Genomic DNA, 23,699 nt, shown 5'->3' on the forward strand with positions numbered 1-23,699 from the left:
GTTTCTCAATTTTTGCCGCAATCCTCAACGCCGCCTTCCGTGTTGATATCCGCCGAAACCGACCTCTACGCCCCCGTCAAAGCCTTCCTGGAAGTCCAGGGCTATGACGTCAAAGCCGAGATCCACGGTTGCGACCTCGTCGCCGTGCGCGGCGGGGAGCCGCCGCTGATCGTTGAGCTGAAAAAGCGCTTCACCCTGGACCTGCTGCTCCAGGGCGTCGATCGGCTGAGCCTCACCGACACCGTCTACCTCGCCGTGCCCCAGCCCGGCCGCAAGGCCACCGGGGCGTCGCCCTACGACAACGGCGTGCGCAAGCTGTGCCGGCGGCTGGGCGTCGGCCTGCTGGTCGTGGACACCGGGCGGGCCGAGGGGCATCAGGTGGAGGTGCTGCTCGATCCCGTCCCCTACAGCCCGCGCAAGGACAAGAAGCGCACGGTCCGGCTGCTCGGCGAGCACGCACGGCGCAAGGGGGATCCCAACCGCGGCGGTTCGACGCGTGTGCCCATCGTCACCGCCTACCGCCAGGACGCGCTGCGTTGCGCGCGTCTGCTCCAGGACGGGCCGATGACGCTGAAGGCGCTGCGGGCTGCCGGAGCGCCGAAGGACGTGTCAGCCATCCTTCAGCGCAATGTCTATGGGTGGTTCGAGCGGGTGGTGAAGGGCACCTATGGGCTGACCGATGCCGGCCGGACCGGGTTGGAAGCGTTCGCCCATGGTCTCGCCGCCGAGTGATTCCGGCCAAATCCTGAAAATGATAAGTACACGATACAATTTTATCGCGTGATCCAACTCAATATTTTCCAGCGTCAGGCAAAAGGATTTCCGTCTCAGTTGCAGCACTGATAAAACAGGGCACCCGGATACTCCCAAACAGGATGCCTGCCGCAGTGAAAGCCGCATCGGAACCGTTAAGCTCTGGCTTATTGTCGCACTCGCGCCGTGTTCGGACTTGGCTTGTTCTGCTCGCAGCAGCCTGCGCTCTACCCCTCGTTCTGCTGTCCACCGCGTTGTTGCTGTGGAATGGCACTGTGGAAACGGAACAGACCGCACGACAGGTCAGCGACCGCGCCCGTCTTCTCGCGGACGACGTGGATCGTGAAGTGTCCCGGATTGTCGCATCCGCAGAGGTTCTGGCCACGAGCGAGAGTCTGACGAACGGCGATTTCGCCAATTTCTATCGGCGCGCGGCCCAGGTGCGGGATCTGCTCGGCACCAATGTCCTCGTGCGCGACCTGTCGAGCCAGCAGCTGCTCAACACGCGCGTTCCCTGGGGGACGGCCCTTCCCAGGAATCCGCTGTTCGACGTCGACCGCCGGGTGCTCGAGACACGGGAGGTGCAGGTCTCCGGGTTGCTGGCCGGCGCCGTGGCGCGGACGCCCCTGCTGATCGTCGTAGTGCCGGTCATCCGTGCCGGCGACATCGTCTATCTCCTGAGCCTGACGATTTCGCTGGAGCGGTTGCAGAACATCCTGTCTCCGGACCGCATGCCGCCCGGTTGGCTCGCGGGAATCGTCGATCGTGACGGCATAATCGTTGCCCGGTCGCGAAGTCCTGCGCAGTTCGTCGGCACCCGCGTGGACGCGGATCGCTGGAACGCGATCAAGGACGCGCCGGACGGAGTTCATCACACGACGGACCTGGAAGGGCTGGCCTCGGTTCAAGCCTACAGCCGGTCACCAATCTCCGGATGGCTGGTCGGCGTAAGCGTGCCGGAGTCGCTGCTGGCCGCCCCATCCCACCGGTCGCTGCAACTCTTCGCCGGCGGCGGCTTGGTGCTGGTCCTGTGCGGTGTGGCGGTGGCAATCCTGCTTGGGCGCCGCCTGACGCGATCGATCATGCAATTGTCCGCACTGGCCCAGGCGCTCGGCGACGGGCAAGCCATGCCGGTCCGGCCGATGGGCGTGGCCGAGATGGACGCCGTGGCCGGCGCCCTGCGCGACGCTGCGGACCTGATCCGGACGCGCACGGCGGCCCTGGCGGAGAGCGAGGCGCGGCTGAGGCGCGTGGTGGACGGCGCGCCGTTCCCCGTCATCGTGCACGCGGACGACGGCGAAATCGTGCACATCAGCCGGTCGCTGGTGGACATGACGGGCTATGGCCGGCAGGAAGTCGCCACCATGGACCAATGGCTGGAGCGCGCGGTCGAAAGCGGGCAGGAGGCGTCGGCCTTCGACATCGATCGGCTCTACGCGCTCGACCGCCCGATCGACGAGGGGGAGTTCGCCATCCTCACCGCCGACGGCCAACGGCGCCTCTGGTCGTTCCGCTCCGCCCCCATCGGCCGGGACGAGCGCGGGCGCCGGCTGGCCGTCAGCATGGCCGCCGACCAGACCGACCGGCAGGAGGCGGAAAAGCGGATGCGCCTGCTGATGCGGGAAGTCGATCATCGGGCGAAGAACGCGCTGGCCGTCGTCCAATCCATCGTGCAGCTGAGCCGCGCCGAGGATCCCGCCACCTTCGCCGGGGCCGTGCAAGGGCGGGTGTCGGCCATCGCGCGCGCCCACACATTGCTTTCCGAAACGCGCTGGTCCGGCGCCGATCTCGCCACCATGGTGCGGTTCGAGCTGGAGGCCTTCTCGGCGGGCCACCGGACGGCCATGTCGGGGCCACCCGTGTCCATCGTGGCGGAAGCGGCGCAGGCCGTGTCGATCGTGCTGCATGAACTGTCCACCAACGCCGCGAAGCACGGCGCCCTGTCGGTTCCGGACGGGCGCGTCGCGGTGTCCTGGTCGGTGAACCGGGCGACCGGCCAGCTGGTCCTGCGCTGGGACGAGAGCTGCGGGCCGCCGGTCAGCCCGCCGACGCGCTTCGGCTTCGGCAGCTTCATCATCGAGCAGACGGTGACGGGCCAGCTGCACGGCGACCTGAGCCACGACTGGGACGAGTCCGGCCTGCGCTGGCGCATGACGATCGCCTCCGAATGTTACGTGACCAGCGGCGTCCGCGATCCGGGCGCCGCGGCTCTGACGCCGGCGAACGACGAGCCGCGACGGGCGGCCGCGGGCGCCCGCGTGCTGGTGGTGGAGGACGAGGCGCTGACCGCGATCGCTCTGTCGCACCTGCTCCAGGACCGGGGGTTCCAGGTGATCGGTCCGGTCGGCCGCGTGCAGGACGCCATCGACCTGGCGCGCTCCGACCGCCCGGACGTCGCTGTCCTGGACGTCAACCTGTTCGGCCAGCTGTCCTTCCCCGTGGCGGAAGTGCTGGACGGCATGGGCGTCCCTTTCCTGTTCTGCACCGGCTACAGCAACCTGGACGTGCCGAACGAGCGCCTGCGCCACGCGCCTGTGCTGCGCAAGCCGGTCGGCGCGGAACAGGTGACGCGCACGCTCTACGATCTGCTGGAACAGCGGCCGGGCACCGCGACGGCGTAAAAGGCAACTGCGTAGGGGGCTGCCCGGCCTACTCCACGAAGTCCTCGCGGCTCAGGCCGTACCGCTTCAGCTTGTCGTAGAAGGTCTTCCGCGGGACGTTCAGCGCCTCGATGGTGGCCTTCACGCTGCCCTTGTGGCGGGCCAGTTCGCTTTCGATCAGGCTTTTCTCGAACAGGTCCACCTGCTCCGCCAGCGACAGGCCGCCGGAACCGGCGGGGGCGCCCGACGCGGCCAGCGCGTCGTCGAGGCCCAGCACGAAGCGGTCGGCGGCGTTGCGCAGCTCGCGGACGTTGCCGGGCCAGTCGTGGGCCATCAGGCGCTGGGTCTGCGCCGGGGTCGGCGCGCGCGGGTCGCGGTTGTAGCGGGCGGCCGCCTGAAGGACGAAGTGCTGGAACAGCAGCGGGATGTCGTCCCGGCGCTCGCGCAGCGGCGGGATCGTCACAACGACCACGTTCAGGCGGTAATAGAGGTCCTCGCGGAAGCTGCCCGCGCTGGACGCCTGCCGCAGGTCCACCTTCGTCGCGGCGACGACGCGCAGGTCCACCGGGGTCTGGTCGTTGGAGCCCAGCGGCTCGACGATCCGCTCCTGGATCACGCGCAGCAGCTTGACCTGGAGCGACAGCGGCATGCTCTCGATCTCGTCCAGGAACAGGGTGCCGCCGCTGGCGTGCTCGATGCGGCCGACGCGGCGCTTGGCGGCACCGGTGAAGGCGCCGGCCTCGTGGCCGAACAGCTCGCTCTCAATGATGGATTCGGGCATGGCGCCGCAGTTCAGCGCCACGAAGGGGTGCTTGCGGCGCGCGCTGCCGGCGTGGAGCGCGCGGGCGACCAGCTCCTTGCCCGTCCCGGTTTCGCCCAGCACCAGCACGTCGGCGTCGGTGTCCGCCACCGCGGCGATGGTCGCGCGCAGCCGCTCAATGCCCGGCGTGCGGCCGATGATGGGGTAGCCGTCGCCGCCATGGGCGCCGGCCAGCTGGTCGCGCAAGCGCCGGTTCTCCAGCACCAGCCGCCGCTTCTCCACCGCGCGCCGCGCCACCTCCACCAGCCGGTCGGACGGGAAGGGCTTTTCCAGGAAGTCGTAGGCGCCGCGCCGCATGGCCTCCACCGCCATGGGCACGTCGCCGTGGCCGGTGATGAGGATGACCGGAAGCTCCGGGTCCAGCGCCAGGGCGCGCTCCATCAGCTCCAGCCCGTCGATCTGCGGCATGCGCACGTCGGTGACGAGGCAGCCGGGCCAGTCGCGGCCGAGCAGGCGCAGCGCGCGCTCCGCCCCGTCGCAGGCGGTGACCTCGAAATCGGCCAGTTCCAGCGCCTGTTGGCCGGCCAGACGGACGGCGCGCTCGTCGTCCACGAAGAGGACGCTGCCGGCGCTGGTCATGCGGGGGACTCCGTTCGCTTGAGGCGGATGGTGAAGACGGCGCCGCCGTCCGGGTGGTTGGCCGCGGTCAGGCTGCCGCCGAAATCCTCCACGATGCCGTGGCTGATCGACAGGCCGAGCCCCAGACCGTCCCCGGCCTCCTTCGTGGTGAAGAAGGGCACGAACAGGCGGGGCAGGTCGGCCTCGGCGATGCCGGTGCCGACGTCGCGGACGCTCAATACCGCCTCGCCGCCCTCCGGCGCCAGCGTGACGGTGATCGCGCGGTTGGGGACGGTGCGCATGGCGTCCGCGGCGTTGCCGATGAGGTTGACCAGCACCTGCTGGAGCCGCACGTCCTCGCCCGTCACCCAGACGGTGGCGTCCGGCAGATCGGTCTCGACCTCGACGGAGTCGCGGCGCAGGCGCGATTCCAGCAAGGCCAGGGCCTGCCCGACCGCCGCCTGCGCCGAGACGGGGCCGAGCGTGCCGGAGGCACGCCGGGCGAAGCCCTTCAGCTGCCGCGTGATGGCGGCCATGCGGTCGGTCAGGTCGGCGATTTCCGCGAGGTTGTCGCGCACGGCCTCCCGCCGGTCGCGGTCCAGCAGCACCACGGCGTTGTCGGCGAAGCTGCGGATGGCGGCGAGCGGCTGGTTGATCTCGTGCGCGATGCCCGCCGACATCTGGCCCAGCGCCGCGAGCTTGGCCGCCTGCGTCAGCTCGTTCTCCGCGGCGCGCAGCTCGGCGGTGGCGTCGGCGACGCGCCGCTCCAGTTCGGTGCGGGTTTCCTCCTGGAAGGACAGGCGCTCCATCAGCACGACGCGCCGCTGGGCCAGGGCGTAGCCGGCGAGTGCGGCCAGCGCCACCACCGTGGCCGCCAGAAGCCCGGCCTGCTGGGCGCGGGTGCTGGCCGGCTCCAGGCTGGTCAGCGCGTGGATGGTCCAGTCGCCGCCGGGCACGGCCTCCGACAGGTGAAGATACCGCATCTCGACCCCGTTCTCCCGCAACGCGATGCGGTCCGCCCCGCCGCCGAAGCCCCAGGGCAGGGTGGGCACGCCCTCCGTCGGTGGATCGGGTGTGGTCGGCAGGGTGACCGGCAGGCGCTGGGGCAGGGCGTTGTAGCGCCAGCCCGGCACGTTGGTGATGAAGACGATCCCGTCGCGGTCGGTGACCAGCACCTTCTCCCCACCGTGCGACCAGGCTTCCTCCAGCGTCTGGAAACCGACCTTCAGGACGACGACGCCGAGCGGCGTTTCCTCTGTGCGGTTTTCCGCACTCACCCTCTGGGCCGTGTAGTAGCCCGGCACGAAGGAGGTGGTGCCGAGCGCGAAATGGTGTCCTTCGCCCCGTTCTATCGCCGAGCGGAAATAGGGACGGTAGGCGAAGTTCTGCCCGACGAAGCTGGCCGTGCTGTTCCAGTTGCTGGCCGCGATGGTCGTGCCCGATGGGTTCATGATGTAGAGGGCCAGCGCGCCCAGCGCCCGCGCGAAGCCCTCCAGCTTGCGGTTCATGCGCTCCACGCGCTCGGGCGTCGGCGCCGCCAGCAGGGCCGCGACCTCCGCGTCGCGGGCGATCACCATGGGCACGGCGGCGTGCCGCTCCAACTCCGCCCGCAGGTTGGCCTCGTAGAGGGCCAGACGGGCCCGCCCCTGCTCCTGCAAGGCTTCGTGGGCCACCGACGCGGTCCAGCCGGCCGCCAGCGCGGCGGCGAGCGGCATCCCAACGATGAAGGCCAGCAGCAGAAGCCGACGGGGACGCGCGGCGAGCGCCGCGATCAGCCCCGCGAAGGGGCGGCCCGGGAAACGACGGGAGTCCGGCGGCGGGGTTTGCGCGCGCTCCGCAGCGTTCGAAAATGTCCGTTCGATGGGACGTATCCTAAGCAACGGTCAGGTTACTCGTGTTGCGCCGCAACATACGGTCGCCCAAGGGCGTGTCGTGTGTGGATTTTCGCACATCCATTTCCGCCCTGTCGTGCGGTTTTTCGCTCATGCCGGGCGTAAGAGCGCTGCGAATCCTCGGGTCATACGTTGGCACACGTCTTGCTGATAGGGGGCTCATGACGGGGCCGACCGCCGAACTCGCACAAGAGCGGACGCCCATTCCAGGAAAACGCCACGAGGAGACGACAATGCCTGCTCACGGGCAAGCGACGAAGAAGCCTTTCTACACGAACCTGACGGTCCAGGTGCTGACGGCCATCACCATCGGCATCCTGCTCGGCCACTTCTACCCGGCCATCGCCGTGGAGATGAAGCCGCTGGGCGACGTCTTCATCAAGATGATCAAGATGGTCATCGGCCCGATCGTCTTCTTGACGGTCGTCACCGGCATCTCCTCGATCGGCGACATGAAGAAGGTCGGCAAGGTCGGCGGCAAGGCGATCCTGTATTTCGAGATCGTCACCACCTTCGCGCTGGGTCTCGGGCTGCTGGTCGTCAACCTGCTGAAGCCCGGCGCCGGCATGAACATCCAGGTCGGTTCGCTGAAGGCTGACGCGGTCGCCAAGTACGCGACCGAGGCGCAGCACCACACCACGGTGGACTTCCTGGTCAACATCGTCCCGGACAACGTCGTCGGCGCCTTCGTCAAGGGCGACATGCTGCAGATCCTGTTCTTCGCGGTGATCTTCGGCGTCGCGCTGTCGGCCATGGGCCAGAAGGGCAAGCTGGTCGAGGACGTGTTCGAGAAGGTGTCGCACGCGCTCTTCGGCGTGATCGGCATCCTGATGCGCGTCGCCCCGCTGGGTGCCTTCGGCGCCATGTCCTTCACCATCGGCAAGTACGGCGTCTCCTCGCTGACCGCGCTCGGCCAGCTGATGGCCGGCGTCTACGTCACGATGGCGCTGTTCGTCTTCGTCGTGCTGGGCGGCATCGCCCGCATGTACAACTTCAACCTGCTGACCTTCCTGCGCTACATCAAGGACGAGCTGCTGATCGTGCTCGGCACCTCCTCGTCGGAGTCCGTGCTGCCGCGCATGATGGAGAAGATGCAGAAGTTCGGCTGCTCCAAGCACGTCGTCGGCCTGGTCATCCCGACCGGTTACTCCTTCAACCTGGACGGCACCTCCATCTACCTGTCGATGGCCGCGATCTTCATCGCCCAGGCCTTCAACATCGACCTGACGATCTGGCAGCAGCTGACCATCCTCGGCCTGCTGATGCTGACCTCCAAGGGTGCGGCGGCGGTGACCGGCGGCGGCTTCGTGACGCTGGCCGCCACCCTGTCGGCGACCGGCCACCTGCCCATCGAAGGTCTGGCCCTGCTGCTGGGCGTCGACCGCTTCATGTCGGAAGCGCGCGCCATCACCAACCTGATCGGCAACGGTGTGGCCACCGTGGTTGTTGCCAAGATGGAAGGCGAGTTCGACGAGTCCAAGGCGGTCGCGGAGTACCAGCAGCACTTCAAGGAGCCGGCGCTGGCCCGCATCTGATGCGGACGATGATCCTGTCCTGACAGGACAGCGACAGGATCTTGCGGAAAAGAAGGGGGCGACTCACCATGAGTTGCCCCTTTCCCCATTCCGGTGCCCGGACAATTCGGGTATAAGCCGGAGGGCAGGTTAGGGTAATCGAACAAATTAACTGGAATCAGGTTAAAGGGGAGAGGACGTATGTCCGGCGACTTCGACGCCATGGCGCTTGAGTACCACCGGAACCCGAAGCCCGGTAAGCTGGCGATCGTTGCCACGAAGCCCATGGCGAACCAGCGTGACTTGGCGCTCGCCTATTCACCGGGCGTGGCCGCGGCCTCCAGCGCCATCGCCGCCGACCCGAGCCTGGCGGCGGAGCTGACGTCCCGCGCCAACCTCGTGGCGGTGGTCACCAACGGCACCGCGGTGCTGGGTCTGGGCGACATCGGCCCGATGGCCGCCAAGCCGGTCATGGAGGGCAAGGCCGTCCTCTTCAAGAAGTTCGCCGGCATCGACTGTTTCGACCTTGAGTTGAACGAGAAGGACGTCGACGCGCTGGTCGACACCATCGTCCGGCTGGAGCCGACCTTCGGCGCCATCAACCTGGAAGACATCGCCGCCCCCGCCTGCTTCGAGGTGGAGCGCCGCTGCCGCGAGCGGATGAAGATCCCGGTCTTCCACGACGACCAGCACGGCACCGCCATCGTGGTGGGCGCGGCCGTCCTGAACGGCCTGAAGCTGGTCGGCAAGGACATCTCCACGGTCAAGGTCGTCTCCACGGGCGGCGGTGCCGCCGGCATCGCCTGCCTCGACCTGATGGTCAGCCTGGGCGTCAAGCGCGAGAACGTCTGGCTGGTGGACCGCATCGGCGTCGTCCACAAGGGCCGCAACGAGGAGATGAACCCCTACAAGGACGCCTACGCGCAGGAAACCGACGCGCGCGTCCTGGCCGACGTCATCGACGGGGCGGACATCTTCCTGGGCTTGTCCGGCGCCAAGGTGCTGAAGTCGGAGATGCTGGCCCGCATGGGCGACAAGCCGCTGATCCTGGCGCTCGCCAACCCGGAGCCGGAGATCATGCCGGACCTTGCGCGCCAAGCGCGCCCGGACGCGATCATCGCCACCGGGCGGTCGGATTTCCCCAACCAGGTCAACAACGTCCTCTGCTTCCCCTTCATCTTCCGCGGCGCGCTGGACGTGGGCGCCACGACGGTGAACGAGGAGATGAAGATTGCCGCCACCCATGCGATGGCGAACCTGGCGCAGGCGGAGCCGTCGGACGTGGTGGCCGCGGCCTATGTGGGTGAGAACCTGCGCTTCGGCCCGGACTACATCCTCCCCAAACCCTTCGACCCGCGCCTTGTGATCGAGGTGTCGTCGGCGGTGGCCAAGGCGGCCATGGACAGCGGCGTGGCGACGCGCCCGATCGCCGACTTCCGCGCCTACCGCGACCAGTTGGGCCAGTACGTGTTCCGCTCCGGCCTCGTCATGAAGCCGGTCATCAGCAAGGCGAAGGCCGCGCCCAAGCGCGTGGTGTACGCCGAGGGCGAGGATCCGCGCGTCCTGCGTTGCGCCCAGGTGGTGGTGGACGACGGCATCGCCCAGCCGGTCCTGCTCGGCCGGCTCGATGTCATCGAGCGGACGATCGCCGACATGGGCCTGCGCATCCGCCCGGGCAAGGACGTGGAGGTGATCGAGGTCATCCGCGACCTGCGCTATCACAACTACGCCGAAGTCTACCGGCAGCTGATGGGCCGCCGCGGCGTGTCCCCGGCGAACGCGCTGAACATCGTGCGCACCCAGCCGACCGTCTTCGGCGCGCTGATGGTCCGCCGGGGCGAGGCCGACGCGATGGTCTGCGGCACGTCCGGCCGCTACGGCGACCACTACGCGCACGTCCTGGGCGTGATCGGCCTGCGCAAGGGCGTGAAGGTCGCGGCGGCCATGAACGGCCTGATCTCGCAGAAGGGCACGCACTTCATCTGCGACACCTACGTCAACAGCGACCCCACCGCCGAGCAGGTGGCCGAGATCGCGCGGCTGGCGGCGGAGGAGGTGAAGCGCTTCGGCATCGAGCCGAAGGTGGCCCTGCTCTCCCACTCCAACTTCGGCACCGCCGACACGCCGTCGGCGCGCAAGATGCGGACCGCCTACGAGCTGGTTTCCGCCGAGATGCCGGATCTGGAGGTCGACGGCGAGATGCACGCCGACGCCGCCCTGTCGGAGGTCCTGCGCAAGGGGCTTCTGCCGGACAGCAAGCTGAAGGGGGAGGCGAACCTGCTGGTGATGCCGACGCTGGACGCAGCCAACATCGCCTTCAACATGCTGAAGATCCTGGCCGACGCGCAGAATGTCGGGCCGATGCTGCTGGGCGTCGCCCGCCCCGTGCACATCGCGACCCCGTCGGTGACCACGCGCGGCCTGGTCAACCTGACGGCCGTGGCCGTGGTGGACGCCCAACTCGCCGCCCCGGTCAACGCCGCCCCGAGCCCGGCCCCGGCCCAGGCCGGGGAGGGCTGACCGAGGAGCCTGCCGTAGGTCGGGTGGAGCGCAGCGAAACCCGACGCTCCTCGCGGGGGAGAGGATGTCCATGGCTCACGACGACCTCCTCTCCGCCGCCCTGCGGCACCATCGGGCCGGCGACCTCGATGCGGCGGAGGCGCTTTACCGCCGCATCCTCCTGGCCGACCCCAGGCGCCACGCCGCACGCCACCTTCTGGGCGTGCTGGCGCACCAGCGCGGACGATCCGGCGAGGCCGCGTCACTGATCGCGGAGGCCATCCGCGCCAACGGCACCATCGCCGAATACCACGGCAACCTGGGCCTCGCGCTGGCCGCCCTCGGCCGCCACGTGGAGGCGGAGGCTTGCCAGCGCCGCGCGCTCGCCCTGCGCGCCGACTATCCGGAGGCGCACCACAACCTTGGCCTCGTCCTCGCGGCGCTCGGGCGGCACGGCGAGGCGATCGGTCACTTTGCGGACGCCCTCCGGCTGCGGCCCGGCTTCGCTCCCGCCGTCCGGGCGCTGGCCGGCGCGCTGCACAGCGACGGACGCCTCGCCGATGCGGCGGAGGCCTACGCGGAAGCCCTGCGGCTCGATCCGCGGAACCCGGTCCTGCTCAACGATTTCGGGCTGGCGCTGCGGGATTTGGGCCGCGACGGCGACGCGGCCCGCTGCTTCGACGCAGCCCTCGCGCTACATCCGGACTTCGCCGAGGCCTGGGACAATCTCGGCGCGCTCAAGGCGGCGCAGGGCCACATGGAGGAGGCCGCGGCCTGCCATCGCGCGGCGCTGGCCCGGCGCTGGGACTCCGCCGCGGCCTGGAACAACCTGGGCATCGCGCTGAACGCTCTTGGGCGCGGGGACGAAGCCATCGCGGCGTGGCGGCAGGCGGTGATCCTGGAGCCCGGCCAGACGGAGGCCTGGTCCAACCTCGGCAATGGGCTGCGCGACCGGGACGGATTCGACGACGCCATCGCCTGCCACCACCGCGCCTTGCGGGTGGTGCCGGCGCAGCCGGCGGCGAACAACAATCATGGGCACGCCTTGCAAGGCATGGGCCGCCATGGGGAGGCGGCGCGCTGGTTCCGCCGCGCGCTCGCGCTCGATCCCGCCTATGCGGAGGCGCTGAGCAACCTGGGTCTTGCCGTGCAACGGTCGGGGCGCACGGCCGACGCCGAACGGCTCTACAACCGCGCCCTGGCGTTGCAGCCCGGCCTGGCGCTGGCACGCTTCGACCGGTCGCTTTTGCGGCTGGAGCGCGGCGATCTGGCCGGGGGATGGGCGGATTACGGCGCGCGCTTCGCCTCCGGACGAATTGGGGCCGGGCAGTCGCCGCCCCTCCCGCCGTGGCGCGGGGAAGATCTCGCCGGCAAGCGCCTGCTGGTCTGGGGGGAGCAAGGGGTGGGCGACACCATCCTTTTCGCCTCGCTGATCCCGGAGGTCGTCGGCTGGGCCACGGCCGTGGTGGTCGAGGTCGACCCGCGGATGGTCCCCTTGTTCGCCCGCTCCTTCCCCATGGCGACCGTGCGCGCCCCGGCGGACGACGCGGGCGGCTGCGATGTCCAGGCACCCGTCGGGTCCCTGGCGGGCTGGTTCCGCACCACGCTGGCCGACTTTCCCGGCCGGCCGGCCTGGCTCACGCCCGACCCCGCCCTGGTGGAGCGGTGGAGGGACCGGCTGGCGGCGCTCGGGCCCGGCCTTCGGGTGGGCATCGGCTGGCGCAGCCAGGTCATGACGGAAGAACGGCGCGCCGCCTACACGGCGCTGGAGGCGTGGGAGCCCGTGTTCGCGCTGCCTGGCCTGCACCTCGTGAACCTGCAATACGGCGACTGCGCGACCGAACTGGCGGAGGCGGAGTCCCGTTTCGGTCGGGCAATCCATCGCTGGGACGATCTGGACCTGAAGGACGACTTCGACGGCATGGCGGCGTTGGTCGCCAACCTGGACCTCGTCCTGTCGCCCGCCATGTCGGTGGGTGAACTGGCGGGGGCGCTCGGCGTGCCGGTGTGGCGGGTCGGGCGGCGCGACTGGACCCAGCTGGGCACGGGGGTGCGTCCCTGGTTCCCGGCGCAGCGGCTGTTCCAGCCCGCACCAGAGGAGACGCTCGGCGACGTTCCCGCCCGTGTGGCGCGGGCGCTGGCCGCAATGGCCCGTTCCCGCAATTTCGGGTAAGAAATTAATCGCCAGTTAACGCAGGAAGGGGTAGGGTACCTGCGTATAACTCTCCGAATGCCGGTTGAGGGAGTGGGTGCCATGTCGGACGCAATGAGCGGCGTCAACCAGATGGTGTCGGACCTTAACAAGTCCATCACCGCCGCTGTTGATCGCGTGAAGGCCCAGCAGGAGGCGCAGGCCGCCGCGTCCGCCAACGTGCAGGAATTCCGCAAGGACGTCCGCAAGTCCGCCTCCAACACCATCGGCGCAGCCACCGACATGGGCGTGCTGGCGAAGAACGTCACGCGGCTGAACGTCGTCGGGGCGCTTGGCGCCAACGATCCGGTCGATTTCTACAAGTTTCGCGTCACCACGAAGGGTGAAGTCACGCTCGGCCAGATCGGCGACGAGGGAACCCGCGTCCAGGTGATGTCGAAGCTCGGCACCGTCATCGCCGACAGCAGCAAGGACGCCGGCAAGCAATACGACAATTTCAAAGGCATGATGCAGGGCGACTTCTCGCTCGACAAGGGCGACTACACGCTGCGCATCACGCGCGACAAGGGACAGTCGCCCAAGGACACCAAGAACTACGCCATCCAGCTCAGCATGGGCTCCTACACCCAGGATTACGACACGGTGGCGAAGGCCCCGCTGAAGGGGCAGAGCGCCTACAGCCTGTCCACCGGCCAGCAGGCGATGCTGGACGGGCTGAATTCCGCCATGTCCAGCCTGAACTCGATCCCGACGGGACAGTCCGGCACCCAGAAGCTGATGGGCAGCTTCAACCTGTTCGTCTAAGGAGCCCCCGCCCGGGGCAAACGGGCGAACGCAGTTTCGAAGGTTCGACTCATCCCAAAGATGCGCCCCGTCCGGGCGCGCCGCGGGGGCGAACCTTTCCGGTCGGAAAACGTTAAGTCAACGCTATGACCGTTTCCGACCACCCACTCATCCTGTGCCCGGACTGCGGGGCCGCCCATGCGTTGCCGCCGCCCAGCCCCGGCCATCGGGCGGAATGCACCCGCTGCGGCAGCGTTCTCCGGCAGTTCCGCTCCGGCAGCCTGGAGCATGCGGCGGCGCTGACCATCGCCGCGCTGATCCTGTTCGTCGTCGCCAACCTGTTCCCCGTCCTGACCTTCGAGCTGGAAGGCCGGGCGCAGTCGGCGACCCTGCTCAGCGGGTCCGCGGCCTTGTGGATGGGGGGGTATGAGGGGCTGGCGGCGCTGGTCTTCTTCGTGCTGTTCGTGGCGCCGGCGGCGGAGTTGCTGGGAACGCTCTACGTCGTGCTGCCGCTTGCCGCCGGGCGGAGGCCGTTTCGCCACGCGGCCTGGGCCTACCGCATGGTGACGCGCCTGCGGCGCTGGGCGATGGCCGAGGTGTTCCTGCTCGGGCTGATCGTCGCCTATGTGAAGCTGTCGGACCTCGCGACGCTGGAGCCCGGGGCGTCGCTGGCGGCGCTGGTCGGTTTCATCCTGGTCCAGGTGTGGGGCGAAGCGTCGCTCAGCGCCTTCCAGGTGTGGGAGCGGGTGGCGCCGCAGACCCGCGTGTCCCAGGCGGCTCAGTCTCCACGGGAGGAGCTGACCGCCTGCCACGACTGCCGGCAGGTGGTGGCGGGAAGCGAGGGGGACTGCCCCCGCTGCGGCGCCGGCCTGCACCGGCGCAAGCCCGGCAGCGTGCGGCGCAGCTGGGCGCTGGTCGTCTCCGCGGCCGTGCTCTATGTGCCGGCCAACCTGTTGCCCATCATGACGGTCATCTATTTCGGGGCGGGCCAGCCGGACACCATCCTGTCTGGCGTCGAGGCGCTGATCAAGGCGGAGATGTGGCCGGTCGCTCTGCTCGTCTTCTTCGCCAGCATCACGGTGCCGGTGCTGAAGCTCGTCGGCCTCGTCTACCTTCTCGTGTCGGTCCAGCGCGGCTCCCCGCACCGGCAACGGGATCGGACGCGGCTCTACCGCCTGATCGAGGGTGTCGGGCGCTGGTCAATGGTGGACATCTTCATGATCTCGCTGCTCGCCGCGCTCGTCCAGCTCGGCGCCATCGCCACCGTCGAGGCGGAATTGGGCTCGATCGCCTTCGCCTCCGTCGTCGTCATCACCATGCTGGCGTCGGAGTCCTTCGACCCCCGCCTGATCTGGGACGCGCCCCACCTGGGTGCAAAAGGCCGGGAGGCGTCGCATGGATGACCCTCGCCCGATGCCGGAGCCGCAAAGGCCGTCCCCGGCGGAGCCGCCCACCCCGGTGATCCGCAAGCGGCGCGGCCTGCCGCTGGTCTGGCTGGTGCCGCTGGTCGCCGCGCTGATCGGCGGCTGGCTGGCCTGGAGGACGCTCAGCGAGCGCGGCCCGTCCATCACCATCACCTTCGACACGGCGGAAGGGCTGGATCCCGGCAAGACCAAGGTGCGCTACCGCGACGTGGACGTCGGGACGGTACAGGGGGTGGAGGTGTCCGAGGACCTGAGCAGCGTCGTCGTCACCGTGCGCATGGTGAAGGGGGCGACGGGATACCTGAACCAGGGCACGCGCTTCTGGGTGGTCCGGCCGCGGCTGGGCTTCGGCGGCGTGTCGGGCTTGGGGACGCTGGTCTCCGGCGCCTACATCGGCATCGATCCGGGGCAGGGCGACCGCGTGTCGGAGTTCCGCGGGCTGGAAGAGCCGCCGCTGATCCGCTCCAGCTCCCCCGGACGGCGCTTTTCCCTGAACGCCGACCGGTTGGGCGGCCTCGGGCCGGGGTCGCCGATCTACTACCGCGGCATCCAGGTCGGCGAGGTGGTCGGCTACGAGTTCACCCGGGATTGGCAGGCCTTGACGCTGCCGGTCTTCATCCACGCGCCTTACGACAGCATCGTGCGGCCGAACACGCGCTTCTGGAACGCCAGCGGCGTGTCGGTGTCGGTCGGGGCCAGCGGGCCGACGGTGTCGGTCGAATCCCTCCAGGCGCTGGCGACCGGCGGCGTGTCCTTCGAGACGCCGGGCCTCGGCGGCCCTCAGGACGCCGGCAAGGCGGCGGAGGAGGGCACGAACTTCCCGCTCTACGAGAACCGCAACGCCGCCAACGAGGCGCGCTACACCCGGCGCATCCCGTTCCTGGTGCATTTCGACGGCTCGGTGCGGGGCCTGCACCCAGGCTCCTCGGTCGAGTTCCGCGGCATCAAGATCGGCGAGGTGACCGATATCCGCCTGGACGTCGATCCGCAGACCGGGGCCGCGCGCATCCCCGTGACGATGAACCTGGAACCGGAACGGCTCGACACCGGGCAGGGGGCCCCAACCGACGCGGACACGTCCTACGCGGCCATGCGGGTGATGGTCGAGCAGGGGCTGCGCGCGCAGCTGAGCACCGGCAACCTGCTGACCGGGGAGCTGATCGTGACGCTCGACTTCTTCCCCGACGCGCCGAAGGCGACGCTGGAGTCCGGCGGCCCCTATCCGGAGCTGCCGTCGCGGCGCAACGTGCTCGACACCGCGACGAAGACGGCCACCGACCTGATGGAGGAGCTGGCCCGCGCCCCCATCGCGGAAACGGTGAGCGACCTGCGCGCCACCATCCAGAAGGCTGGCGCGCTGCTCGGGTCGCCGGAGGTTGCGCAGTCGCTGGTGTCGCTCAGCCGCTCGCTGGGCGAGTTGGAGAAGACCACCCAGGCGCTCGGTTCTGAAGGGGCCCCGACCATCCGCGCGCTGCGCGACGTGGCGGAGAACACCAGCAAGCTGGTCGAGCAGGCTCAGAAGACGCTGAGCACGACGGGCGAGGTGGTCGCCTCGACCAAGCCGGTCGCCTACGACCTGCAAGGCCTCGTCCGCGAACTGACCGCCACGGCCCGCTCGATCCGCGGCCTGACCGACTATCTCGAACGCCACCCCGAAGCCCTGATCCGAGGCAAACGCGGATGATACGCCTGATTCCCCTCGCCATCCTGGCCGGTCTTCTGGCCGCCTGCAGCACCGAGCCCAGCCGCTTCTACCATCTCAGCGCGGCGCCGATGGCGACGGCGCCCGCGCCCGCCGCACCGTCCGCGCAGACGCGGCGCGTGGTGGGCATCGACACCGTCGACGTCCCCGGCTACCTCGACCGGCCGGAAATCGTGCTGCGCGCGGCCGGCAGCCGGCTGGTGGTCAAGGAGTTCGACCGCTGGGGCGGCCCGCTCGACGAGATGGTGACCCGCGCCCTGGAGAAGGACCTGGAGGCGGCGTTGCCGGAGATGGAGGTCGTCTCCCTGCCGCTGACCCGCGACGTGCCGCTGACCCAGGCGGTGGAGGTGGCGCTGGATCGCTTCGACGCGTCGGAGGATGGACCGGCCGTGCTGGAGGCGCGCTGGCGCATCTTCGACCGGGGCGGCGAACGTCTGAAGCGCATGGGCCGCACGGCGGTGCAGGAGGCCGTCGCAACCCCGGGCGATCCCGGCGCCATTGCCGACGCGCTCAGCCGAACGCTCACCCGACTCGCTGCGGACATCGCGGCGGCGCTGCGCTAGGCAGGTCTTTTGTACATCCTAATACGCGAAACATGCAATTTTCGGTCAATTGAGTGTGATGCGGTGAAATGCTGCACCGCGTCACACTTGTGTCTCCATTCGACGAGATGCCCGCAATGATTTGAACGGTGCGTTGCGTGTTTCGCGCAACTCGCTTGATCGGAATCAATGTGGCTGCGGGGTGATTTCGCGCTTACTGGACGGGCAAGCTCGATGCTTGGTTTGGCATCGGGCGCCGTGGCCGGCCCGTTTGGGGGAACGGGCCGGCTGCCGACCGAAAAAGAGGCGCGTCATGGACACCCTGATGATCGACCAGAAATCCCTTGCGACCGAAGCGGCGGCCTTGGAGCCCTGGCGGGGCTTTGCGCCCGGCGTCTGGCGGACCGAGGTGAATGTGCGCGACTTCCTGGTGAAGAACGTGGCCTCTTACGAAGGCGACAGCGCCTTCCTGGCTCCGGTCAGCGCGCGCACGGCGGCCCTCTGGGACAAGGTCCGCGATCTGCTGGCCTCTGAGCGTGCTGCGAAGGGCGGCGTGCTCGACGCCGACACGGAGCTGGTGTCCTCCATCACCAGCCACGCCCCCGGCTACATCGACCAGAGCCTTGAGGTCATCGTCGGCTTGCAGACCGACAAGCCGCTGAAGCGCGCCATCATGCCCTTCGGTGGGCACCGCATGGTCAAGACTGGGCTGGAAGCCTACGGCTTCACGCCGTCGCCGAAGCTGGACGAGGTCTTCCCGAACCTGCGCAAGACGCACAACGACGGCGTCTTCGACGTCTACACCGACGAGGTCCTGCGCTGCCGCAAGTCCGGCGTCATCACCGGCCTGCCGGACGCCTATGGGCGCGGCCGCATCATCGGCGACTACCGCCGGCTGGCGCTCTACGGCGCGTCCACGCTCATCGACGACAAGAAAGCGCAGCTGAAGAGCCTGGAACTCGACCAGCTCGACGAGAACACGCTGCGCCTGCGCGAGGAGATCTCGGAGCAGATCAAGGCGCTGAAGGAATTGGTCGCGATGGCGAAGTCCTACGGCTTCGACGTCACCCGCCCGGCGGCGAACGCCCAGGAAGCCGTGCAGTGGACCTACCTCGCCTATCTGGCGGCCGTTAAGGAGGCCAACGGGGCGGCGATGTCGCTGGGGCGCACCTCCAGCTTCCTCGACGTCTACATCGAGCGCGACCTGCGCGAGGGGCGGCTGGATGAGGCCGGCGCGCAGGAGCTGATCGACCAGTTGGTCATGAAACTGCGTCTGGTGCGCTTCCTGCGCACGCCGGAATACGACCAGCTCTTCTCCGGGGACCCGACTTGGGTGACGGAGTGCGTCGGCGGCATGGCGCTGGACGGCCGCACGCTGGTCACCAAGAACAGCTTCCGCATCCTCAACACGCTGAACAACCTCGGCCCGGCGCCGGAGCCCAACCTGACCGTCCTGTGGTCGGAGGCGCTGCCCGATGGCTTCAAGGCCTTCTGCGCCGAGACCTCCATCAAGACCTGCTCCGTCCAGTACGAGAGCGACGACCTGATGCGCCCTTACTGGGGTGACGACTACGGCATCGCCTGCTGCGTGTCGGCCATGCGCATCGGCAAGCAGATGCAGTTCTTCGGCGCCCGCGCCAACCTCGCCAAGACCCTGCTCTACGCCATCAACGGCGGCCGCGACGAGCTGTCGGGCGAGCAGGTCGGCCCGGCCACCGCGCCGATCACCGGCGACGTGCTGGATTACGACGAGGTGATGGCCCGCTTCCAGCCGATGATGGAGTGGCTGGCGCGGGTCTACATGAACGCGCTGAACGCCATCCACTACATGCACGACAAGTACATGTACGAGCGGCTGGAGATGGCGCTGCACGACCGCGACATCCTGCGCACCATGGCCTGCGGCATCGCCGGGCTGAGCGTGGTCGCGGACAGCCTGTCGGCGATCAAGCACGCGACCGTGAAGGTGGTGCGTGACGAGCGCGGGCTGGCGACCGACTTCGTGATCGAGGGCGAGTACCCGGCCTTCGGCAACAATGACGAGCGGGTGGACGCCATCGCGCGCTGGGCGGTGGAGGCGTTCATGGGCATGCTGCGCAAGCAGAAGGCCTACCGCGACGCCACGCCGACGCAGTCGGTGCTGACGATCACCAGCAACGTGGTCTATGGCAAGAAGACGGGCAACACGCCGGACGGCCGCAAGGCGGGCGAGCCCTTCGCGCCCGGCGCCAACCCGATGCACGGGCGGGACAAGAAGGGAGCCATGGCCTCCATGGCCTCGGTGGCGAAGCTGCCCTACGCGCACGCCCAGGACGGCATCAGCTACACCTTCACCATCGTGCCGGGTGCCTTGGGCCGGACGGAGGGCGAGCGGGTGGACAACCTCGTCGGTCTGCTCGACGGCTACTTCGGGCAGGGCGGGCACCACATCAACGTCAACGTGTTCGACCGCGAGACGCTGCTGCACGCCATGGACCATCCGGAGCTGTACCCGCAGCTGACCATCCGCGTGTCCGGCTACGCCGTGAACTTCATCAAGCTGACCCGCGAGCAGCAGCTCGACGTCATCAGCCGCACCTTCCACAAGGCAAACTGACCGGTACGGAAGGAGCGCTCCCATGAGCGGCGCTTTCGCCCAATCTCCGGCCCCGGCCCGCCTTCTGGAGCGGACCGGCCCGCGGGTGGACAACGTCCGGCTCGGCATCCTGTCGATGCTCGCGGGCATCGCTCTGATGGCCGTCATGAACGCCCTGTCCAAGGTCCTGGCGGACGGCTACCCGCTGGCCGAGGTCACCTTCTTCCGCAACCTGTTCGGCCTGTTGCCGGCTGTGGCGATGGTCGCCGCGGCCGGTGGCCGGCGGACCCTGCGCACCGGCAAGGTCCGTGGGCACGTCGGGCGGGCGGTGGTCGGCCTGATCTCCATGGTGCTGCTGTTCTGGTCCTATCGGCTGATGCCGCTGGCCGACGCGGTGGCGATCTCCTACTCCGCGCCGCTGTTCCTGACCGCCCTGTCAGTGCCGCTGCTGGGCGAGCGGGTCGGCCCCTACCGCTGGGGCGCCGTCGCGGTCGGCTTCGTCGGCGTGCTGGTCATCGTGCAGCCGGGCGAGGGCACCTTCGGCCACGGCGCGCCGGTCGCCATCGCCGCCGCGGTTGCCTACGCGCTCGCCCAGATCACGCTGCGCCAGCTCGGCCGCACCGAGGCGCCGGTGACCACGGTCTTCTACTTCACCGCCTTCGCGACGGCGCTGTGCGCGGTGGCGTTGCCTTTCGCCTGGGTGACGCCGAGCCTCAAGGATTTCGGGCTGATGGCCCTGATGGGGTTGGCCGGCGGCGGGTCGCAGTACTTCATCACGCGGGCCTACGCGCTGGCGCCGGGCGCGGTGGTCAGCCCCTTCAGCTACTCCGGCATCCTGTGGGCGACGCTGTTCGGTTGGATGCTGTGGGGCGACACGCCGGCCTCCCATGTGGTCGTCGGAGCCCTGGTCCTTATCGCCAGCGGCCTGCTGATCCTGGTCCGCGAGACGCGCCGCCGCGGCTAACCCGCGGGGGTGCGACAAACTGTAACGCCCCCACCCCGGCTGCCGGTTCGCGCTTGCCCCCGCAACTGATATATTAATATACTTCTGCAACGGCAGCCGATCGGGCGCCCTCCTGAAAGCGAATGTGATGACGGACTTCAACACCATCGACGACCTGGGCGTGAATGGCGATGTGAGCGGCAAGACGGTGCTGGTGCGCGCCGACCTGAACGTTCCGATGCAGGATGGCAAGGTCTCGGACACGACCCGCATCGACCGCTTGGCGCCGACCCTGACCGAGCTGGCCAAGAAGGGCGCCAAGGTCGTCGTGCTGTCGCACTTCGGCCGCCCGAAGAACGGCCCGGACGCCAAGAACTCGCTGCGCAACGTGCTGGACGCGCTCAGCGCCGCCGTCGGCCAGACCGTCGCCTTCGGTGAGGACTGCGTCGGCGACAAGGCGAAGGCGGCCATCGCCGGCGTGCAGCCGGGCGGCATCGTGCTGCTGGAAAACACCCGCTTCCACGCCGAGGAAGAGAAGAACGACCCGGCCTTCGCCAAGCAGATCGCCGAGCTGGGCGACCTCTACGTCAACGATGCCTTCTCCGCCGCCCACCGCGCCCACGCTTCCACCGAGGGGGTGGCGCAGTATCTCCCGGCCGCCGCCGGCCGGCTGATGCAGGCGGAACTGGAGGCGCTGACCAAGGCGCTGGAGAAGCCGGAGCGGCCGGTCGCCGCGGTGGTCGGCGGGGCCAAGATCTCGACCAAGCTGGACCTGCTGGGCAACCTGGTGCGCAAGGTCGACATGCTGGCGCTGGGCGGCGGCATGGCCAACACCTTCCTCTACGCCCAGGGCGTCGATGTCGGCGCCTCGCTGTGCGAGAAGGACATGGCCGACCAGGCGCGCGCCATCATGGAGACGGCCAAGGCGGCCAACTGCGAACTGCTGCTGCCGGTGGACTTCATCGTCGCCAAGGAGTTCAAGGCCGGGGCGGCCAACCGCGCGGTCGCCGCCAACGCCATCGGCGCCGACGGGATGGCGCTGGACGTCGGGCCGAAGACGGTGGAGTTCCTGGACCTGAAGCTCCAGGGCGCCAAGACCATCGTGTGGAACGGCCCGCTCGGCGCCTTCGAGATCCAGCCGTTCGACGCCGGCACCAACGCGGTGGCCGGTCTGGTGGCCGAGCGCACGGCGGAAGGCGGGCTGCTGTCGGTGGCCGGCGGCGGTGACACGGTGGCCGCGCTGGCCCACGCCGGCGTCGAGGAGAAGTTCACCTACATCTCCGCCGCCGGCGGCGCCTTCCTGGAATGGCTGGAAGGCAAGGACCTGCCCGGCGTCGCCGCGCTGAAGAAGAAATAAGCGCGATCACGGATCAACAGGGACGCGCCTTCGCCGCGTCATTCCCTATCAAGCATTGGAGTTTCGGTTATGACTGTTCGGGTTGCGATCAACGGGTTTGGCCGCATCGGCCGTCTGGTCCTGCGGGCCATTTACGAGAGCGGCCGCAAGGACGTCGAGGTCGTGGCGATCAACGACCTCGCCGACCTCAAGGCCAACGCCCACCTGCTGAAGTACGACAGCGTCCACGGCCGCTTCCCCGGCACGGTGGAAACGCGCGACGGCGAACTGGTCGTCAACGGCCACTCGATCAAGGTCGTGCAGGAGCGTGATCCGGCCAAGCTGCCGTGGAAGGAATTGGGTGTCCAGGTCGCCATGGAATGCTCGGGCATCTTCACCAAGCGCGCTGACGCCGCCAAGCACCTGGAGGCGGGTGCGGAGAAGGTGCTGATCTCCGCCCCGGCGACCGACGAGGACATCACCGTCGTCTATGGCGTCAACCACGACCAGCTGAAGGCCGAGCACCGCATCGTGTCGAACGCGTCGTGCACCACGAACTGCCTGGCCCCGGTCGCCTTCGTGCTGCACAACCTGATCGGCATCGAGAAGGGCTTCATGACCACGATCCACTCCTACACGGGTGACCAGCGGGTCGTCGACACCAACCACAAGGACCTGCATCGCGCCCGCGCGGCGGCCCTGAACATGATCCCGACCTCCACCGGCGCCGCCAAGGCCGTCGGCAAGGTGCTGCCGGAGCTGAAGGGCAAGCTGGACGGCACCGCCATCCGCGTGCCGACCCCGAACGTCTCGGTCGTGGACTTCAAGTTCACCGCCAAGCGCGCGACCTCCGTCGAGGAGATCACCAAGGCCATCACCGAGGCCTCCAACGGTCCGCTGAAGGGCATCCTCGGCACCTACACCGACGAGCTGGTGTCGGGCGACTTCAACCACGACCCGCACAGCTCGACCTTCGCGCTGAACGAGGTCAAGGTCATCGACGGGACCTTCGTCCGCATCATGGCCTGGTACGACAACGAGTGGGGCTTCTCCAGCCGCATGAGCGACACCGCCGTCGCTATGGCGAACGCCAAATAACCGCACACCGAACGCTGCGCGACATCCAGACGAGGATAAGGTGCCATGAGCAAGACCATGATGTGGGACGAGACCGACGCCAAGGGGTTCGAGTCCGAGTGCCTGTTCAACGAGGATTCGCGCAGCTTCGAGGTGATGGTCTGCACCTCCGGCCAGGCGCTGTGCCGGTCGGTGTCCTTCCCGGCCTCCATCGACCCGGCGCAGGGCATGGGCGAGGAGGATCGGCTGCGGTCGATGATGATCGCCGAACGCCTCGTCGCCGACATCGAACGCGACCTCGGCGACCATTGAAGGAGTGGAGCCGGATCGTCCGGGCCTGCCCGAATTCCCGCGAAGGCGCATAATCCCCTCTCCCCTCTGGGGAGAGGGTTAGGGTGAGGGGGCCCCGGCAGATGCAGAGCTGTCCGGTCCCCCCTCAAGGGGCCGCCCCCCCCCCCCCCCCCCCCCGGGGGGGGGGGGGGAAAGTGGGGAAAAAAACGCCCACAACCCAACCCGGGGTGGAGGAACA

The 23,699-nt window shown here is 68.8% G+C and carries 16 protein-coding genes; 14 read left to right on the top strand and 2 right to left on the bottom strand.

Annotated elements, in window-relative coordinates; genetic code table 11:
• The first annotated feature begins 39 nt into the window (after window positions 1-39).
• Together J2851_RS12360 and J2851_RS36535 are read left to right on the top strand one after the other, a co-directional pair.
• Window positions 40-732, top strand: a complete 693-nt coding sequence (locus J2851_RS12360; RefSeq protein ID WP_209766571.1) for a DUF2161 domain-containing phosphodiesterase — start codon at window positions 40-42, stop codon at window positions 730-732.
• Window positions 733-1,100: 368 nt separating this feature from the next.
• Entirely contained in the window at window positions 1,101-3,374 is a 2,274-nt protein-coding gene (locus J2851_RS36535; RefSeq protein WP_209766572.1) for an HWE histidine kinase domain-containing protein, read from the top strand.
• 28 nt (window positions 3,375-3,402) lie between these two features.
• Here the strand turns inward: J2851_RS36535 and J2851_RS12370 are convergent, their stop codons facing one another.
• Both J2851_RS12370 and J2851_RS12375 read right to left on the bottom strand, forming a co-directional pair.
• The gene (locus J2851_RS12370) at window positions 3,403-4,752 is read right to left on the bottom strand and encodes a sigma-54-dependent transcriptional regulator (RefSeq protein ID WP_209766573.1); all 1,350 of its coding nucleotides are present in this window, start codon (window positions 4,750-4,752) and stop codon (window positions 3,403-3,405) included.
• Window positions 4,749-6,611: a sensor histidine kinase gene (locus J2851_RS12375; RefSeq protein WP_246500597.1), complete on the bottom strand. Its 1,863-nt coding sequence runs from the start codon at window positions 6,609-6,611 to the stop codon at window positions 4,749-4,751. The genes J2851_RS12370 and J2851_RS12375 overlap by 4 nt, the downstream gene beginning before the upstream one ends.
• A 245-nt stretch (window positions 6,612-6,856) precedes the next feature.
• Between J2851_RS12375 and J2851_RS12380 the strand changes: the two genes are divergently transcribed.
• From J2851_RS12380 to J2851_RS12435, 12 genes are all read left to right on the top strand, one after another.
• On the top strand, window positions 6,857-8,158 hold the full coding sequence (locus J2851_RS12380; RefSeq protein WP_209766574.1) for a dicarboxylate/amino acid:cation symporter: 1,302 nt from the start codon (window positions 6,857-6,859) through the stop codon (window positions 8,156-8,158).
• A gap of 180 nt (window positions 8,159-8,338) precedes the next feature.
• A complete protein-coding gene (locus J2851_RS12385; RefSeq protein ID WP_209766575.1) occupies window positions 8,339-10,657 on the top strand; it encodes an NADP-dependent malic enzyme in 2,319 nt (772 codons plus the stop codon).
• A gap of 70 nt (window positions 10,658-10,727) precedes the next feature.
• The gene (locus tag J2851_RS12390) at window positions 10,728-12,809 is read left to right on the top strand and encodes a tetratricopeptide repeat protein (RefSeq protein ID WP_209766576.1); all 2,082 of its coding nucleotides are present in this window, start codon (window positions 10,728-10,730) and stop codon (window positions 12,807-12,809) included.
• Between the two features lie 81 nt (window positions 12,810-12,890).
• Window positions 12,891-13,592 carry a hypothetical protein gene (locus J2851_RS12395; protein WP_209766577.1) on the top strand — a complete coding sequence of 234 codons (702 nt, stop codon included), beginning with the start codon at window positions 12,891-12,893 and terminating at the stop codon, window positions 13,590-13,592.
• Window positions 13,593-13,717: 125 nt separating this feature from the next.
• Window positions 13,718-14,974, top strand: a complete 1,257-nt coding sequence (locus J2851_RS12400; RefSeq protein WP_209766578.1) for a paraquat-inducible protein A — start codon at window positions 13,718-13,720, stop codon at window positions 14,972-14,974.
• The gene (locus tag J2851_RS12405; protein ID WP_246500598.1) at window positions 14,967-16,679 is read left to right on the top strand and encodes a PqiB family protein; all 1,713 of its coding nucleotides are present in this window, start codon (window positions 14,967-14,969) and stop codon (window positions 16,677-16,679) included. Before J2851_RS12400 ends, J2851_RS12405 begins: the two co-directional genes overlap by 8 nt.
• The gene (locus J2851_RS12410; protein WP_209766579.1) at window positions 16,676-17,260 is read left to right on the top strand and encodes a PqiC family protein; all 585 of its coding nucleotides are present in this window, start codon (window positions 16,676-16,678) and stop codon (window positions 17,258-17,260) included. The genes J2851_RS12405 and J2851_RS12410 overlap by 4 nt, the downstream gene beginning before the upstream one ends.
• A gap of 292 nt (window positions 17,261-17,552) precedes the next feature.
• A complete protein-coding gene (pflB, locus tag J2851_RS12415; protein WP_209766580.1) occupies window positions 17,553-19,835 on the top strand; it encodes a formate C-acetyltransferase in 2,283 nt (760 codons plus the stop codon).
• Between the two features lie 22 nt (window positions 19,836-19,857).
• A complete protein-coding gene (locus J2851_RS12420; RefSeq protein WP_246500599.1) occupies window positions 19,858-20,778 on the top strand; it encodes a DMT family transporter in 921 nt (306 codons plus the stop codon).
• A gap of 127 nt (window positions 20,779-20,905) precedes the next feature.
• Window positions 20,906-22,114 (top strand): phosphoglycerate kinase, encoded by a 1,209-nt coding sequence (locus tag J2851_RS12425; protein WP_209766581.1) that lies wholly within the window; start codon window positions 20,906-20,908, stop codon window positions 22,112-22,114.
• Window positions 22,115-22,183: 69 nt separating this feature from the next.
• Complete coding sequence (gap, locus tag J2851_RS12430; RefSeq protein WP_209766582.1) at window positions 22,184-23,191, top strand: type I glyceraldehyde-3-phosphate dehydrogenase; 1,008 nt, start codon at window positions 22,184-22,186, stop codon at window positions 23,189-23,191.
• A gap of 45 nt (window positions 23,192-23,236) precedes the next feature.
• Window positions 23,237-23,482: a hypothetical protein gene (locus J2851_RS12435; RefSeq protein WP_209766583.1), complete on the top strand. Its 246-nt coding sequence runs from the start codon at window positions 23,237-23,239 to the stop codon at window positions 23,480-23,482.
• Window positions 23,483-23,699 lie beyond the last annotated feature (217 nt).

Origin of the sequence: Azospirillum rugosum (assembly GCF_017876155.1) — a bacterium.
Lineage (GTDB): Bacteria > Pseudomonadota > Alphaproteobacteria > Azospirillales > Azospirillaceae > Azospirillum > Azospirillum rugosum.

What these genes read in the sequence shown, in the direction of transcription:
- J2851_RS12420 (WP_246500599.1), top strand. Translation starts at nt 19,858, where the DNA reads ATGAGCGGCGCTTTCGCCCAATCTCCGGCCCCGGCCCGCCTTCTGGAG.
- gap (WP_209766582.1), top strand. Translation starts at nt 22,184, where the DNA reads ATGACTGTTCGGGTTGCGATCAACGGGTTTGGCCGCATCGGCCGTCTG.
- J2851_RS12395 (WP_209766577.1), top strand. Translation starts at nt 12,891, where the DNA reads ATGTCGGACGCAATGAGCGGCGTCAACCAGATGGTGTCGGACCTTAAC.
- pflB (WP_209766580.1), top strand. Translation starts at nt 17,553, where the DNA reads ATGGACACCCTGATGATCGACCAGAAATCCCTTGCGACCGAAGCGGCG.
- J2851_RS12410 (WP_209766579.1), top strand. Translation starts at nt 16,676, where the DNA reads ATGATACGCCTGATTCCCCTCGCCATCCTGGCCGGTCTTCTGGCCGCC.
- J2851_RS12425 (WP_209766581.1), top strand. Translation starts at nt 20,906, where the DNA reads ATGACGGACTTCAACACCATCGACGACCTGGGCGTGAATGGCGATGTG.
- J2851_RS12380 (WP_209766574.1), top strand. Translation starts at nt 6,857, where the DNA reads ATGCCTGCTCACGGGCAAGCGACGAAGAAGCCTTTCTACACGAACCTG.
- J2851_RS12385 (WP_209766575.1), top strand. Translation starts at nt 8,339, where the DNA reads ATGTCCGGCGACTTCGACGCCATGGCGCTTGAGTACCACCGGAACCCG.
- J2851_RS12435 (WP_209766583.1), top strand. Translation starts at nt 23,237, where the DNA reads ATGAGCAAGACCATGATGTGGGACGAGACCGACGCCAAGGGGTTCGAG.
- J2851_RS12405 (WP_246500598.1), top strand. Translation starts at nt 14,967, where the DNA reads ATGGATGACCCTCGCCCGATGCCGGAGCCGCAAAGGCCGTCCCCGGCG.
- J2851_RS12370 (WP_209766573.1), bottom strand. Translation starts at nt 4,752, where the DNA reads ATGACCAGCGCCGGCAGCGTCCTCTTCGTGGACGACGAGCGCGCCGTC.
- J2851_RS12390 (WP_209766576.1), top strand. Translation starts at nt 10,728, where the DNA reads ATGGCTCACGACGACCTCCTCTCCGCCGCCCTGCGGCACCATCGGGCC.
- J2851_RS12400 (WP_209766578.1), top strand. Translation starts at nt 13,718, where the DNA reads ATGACCGTTTCCGACCACCCACTCATCCTGTGCCCGGACTGCGGGGCC.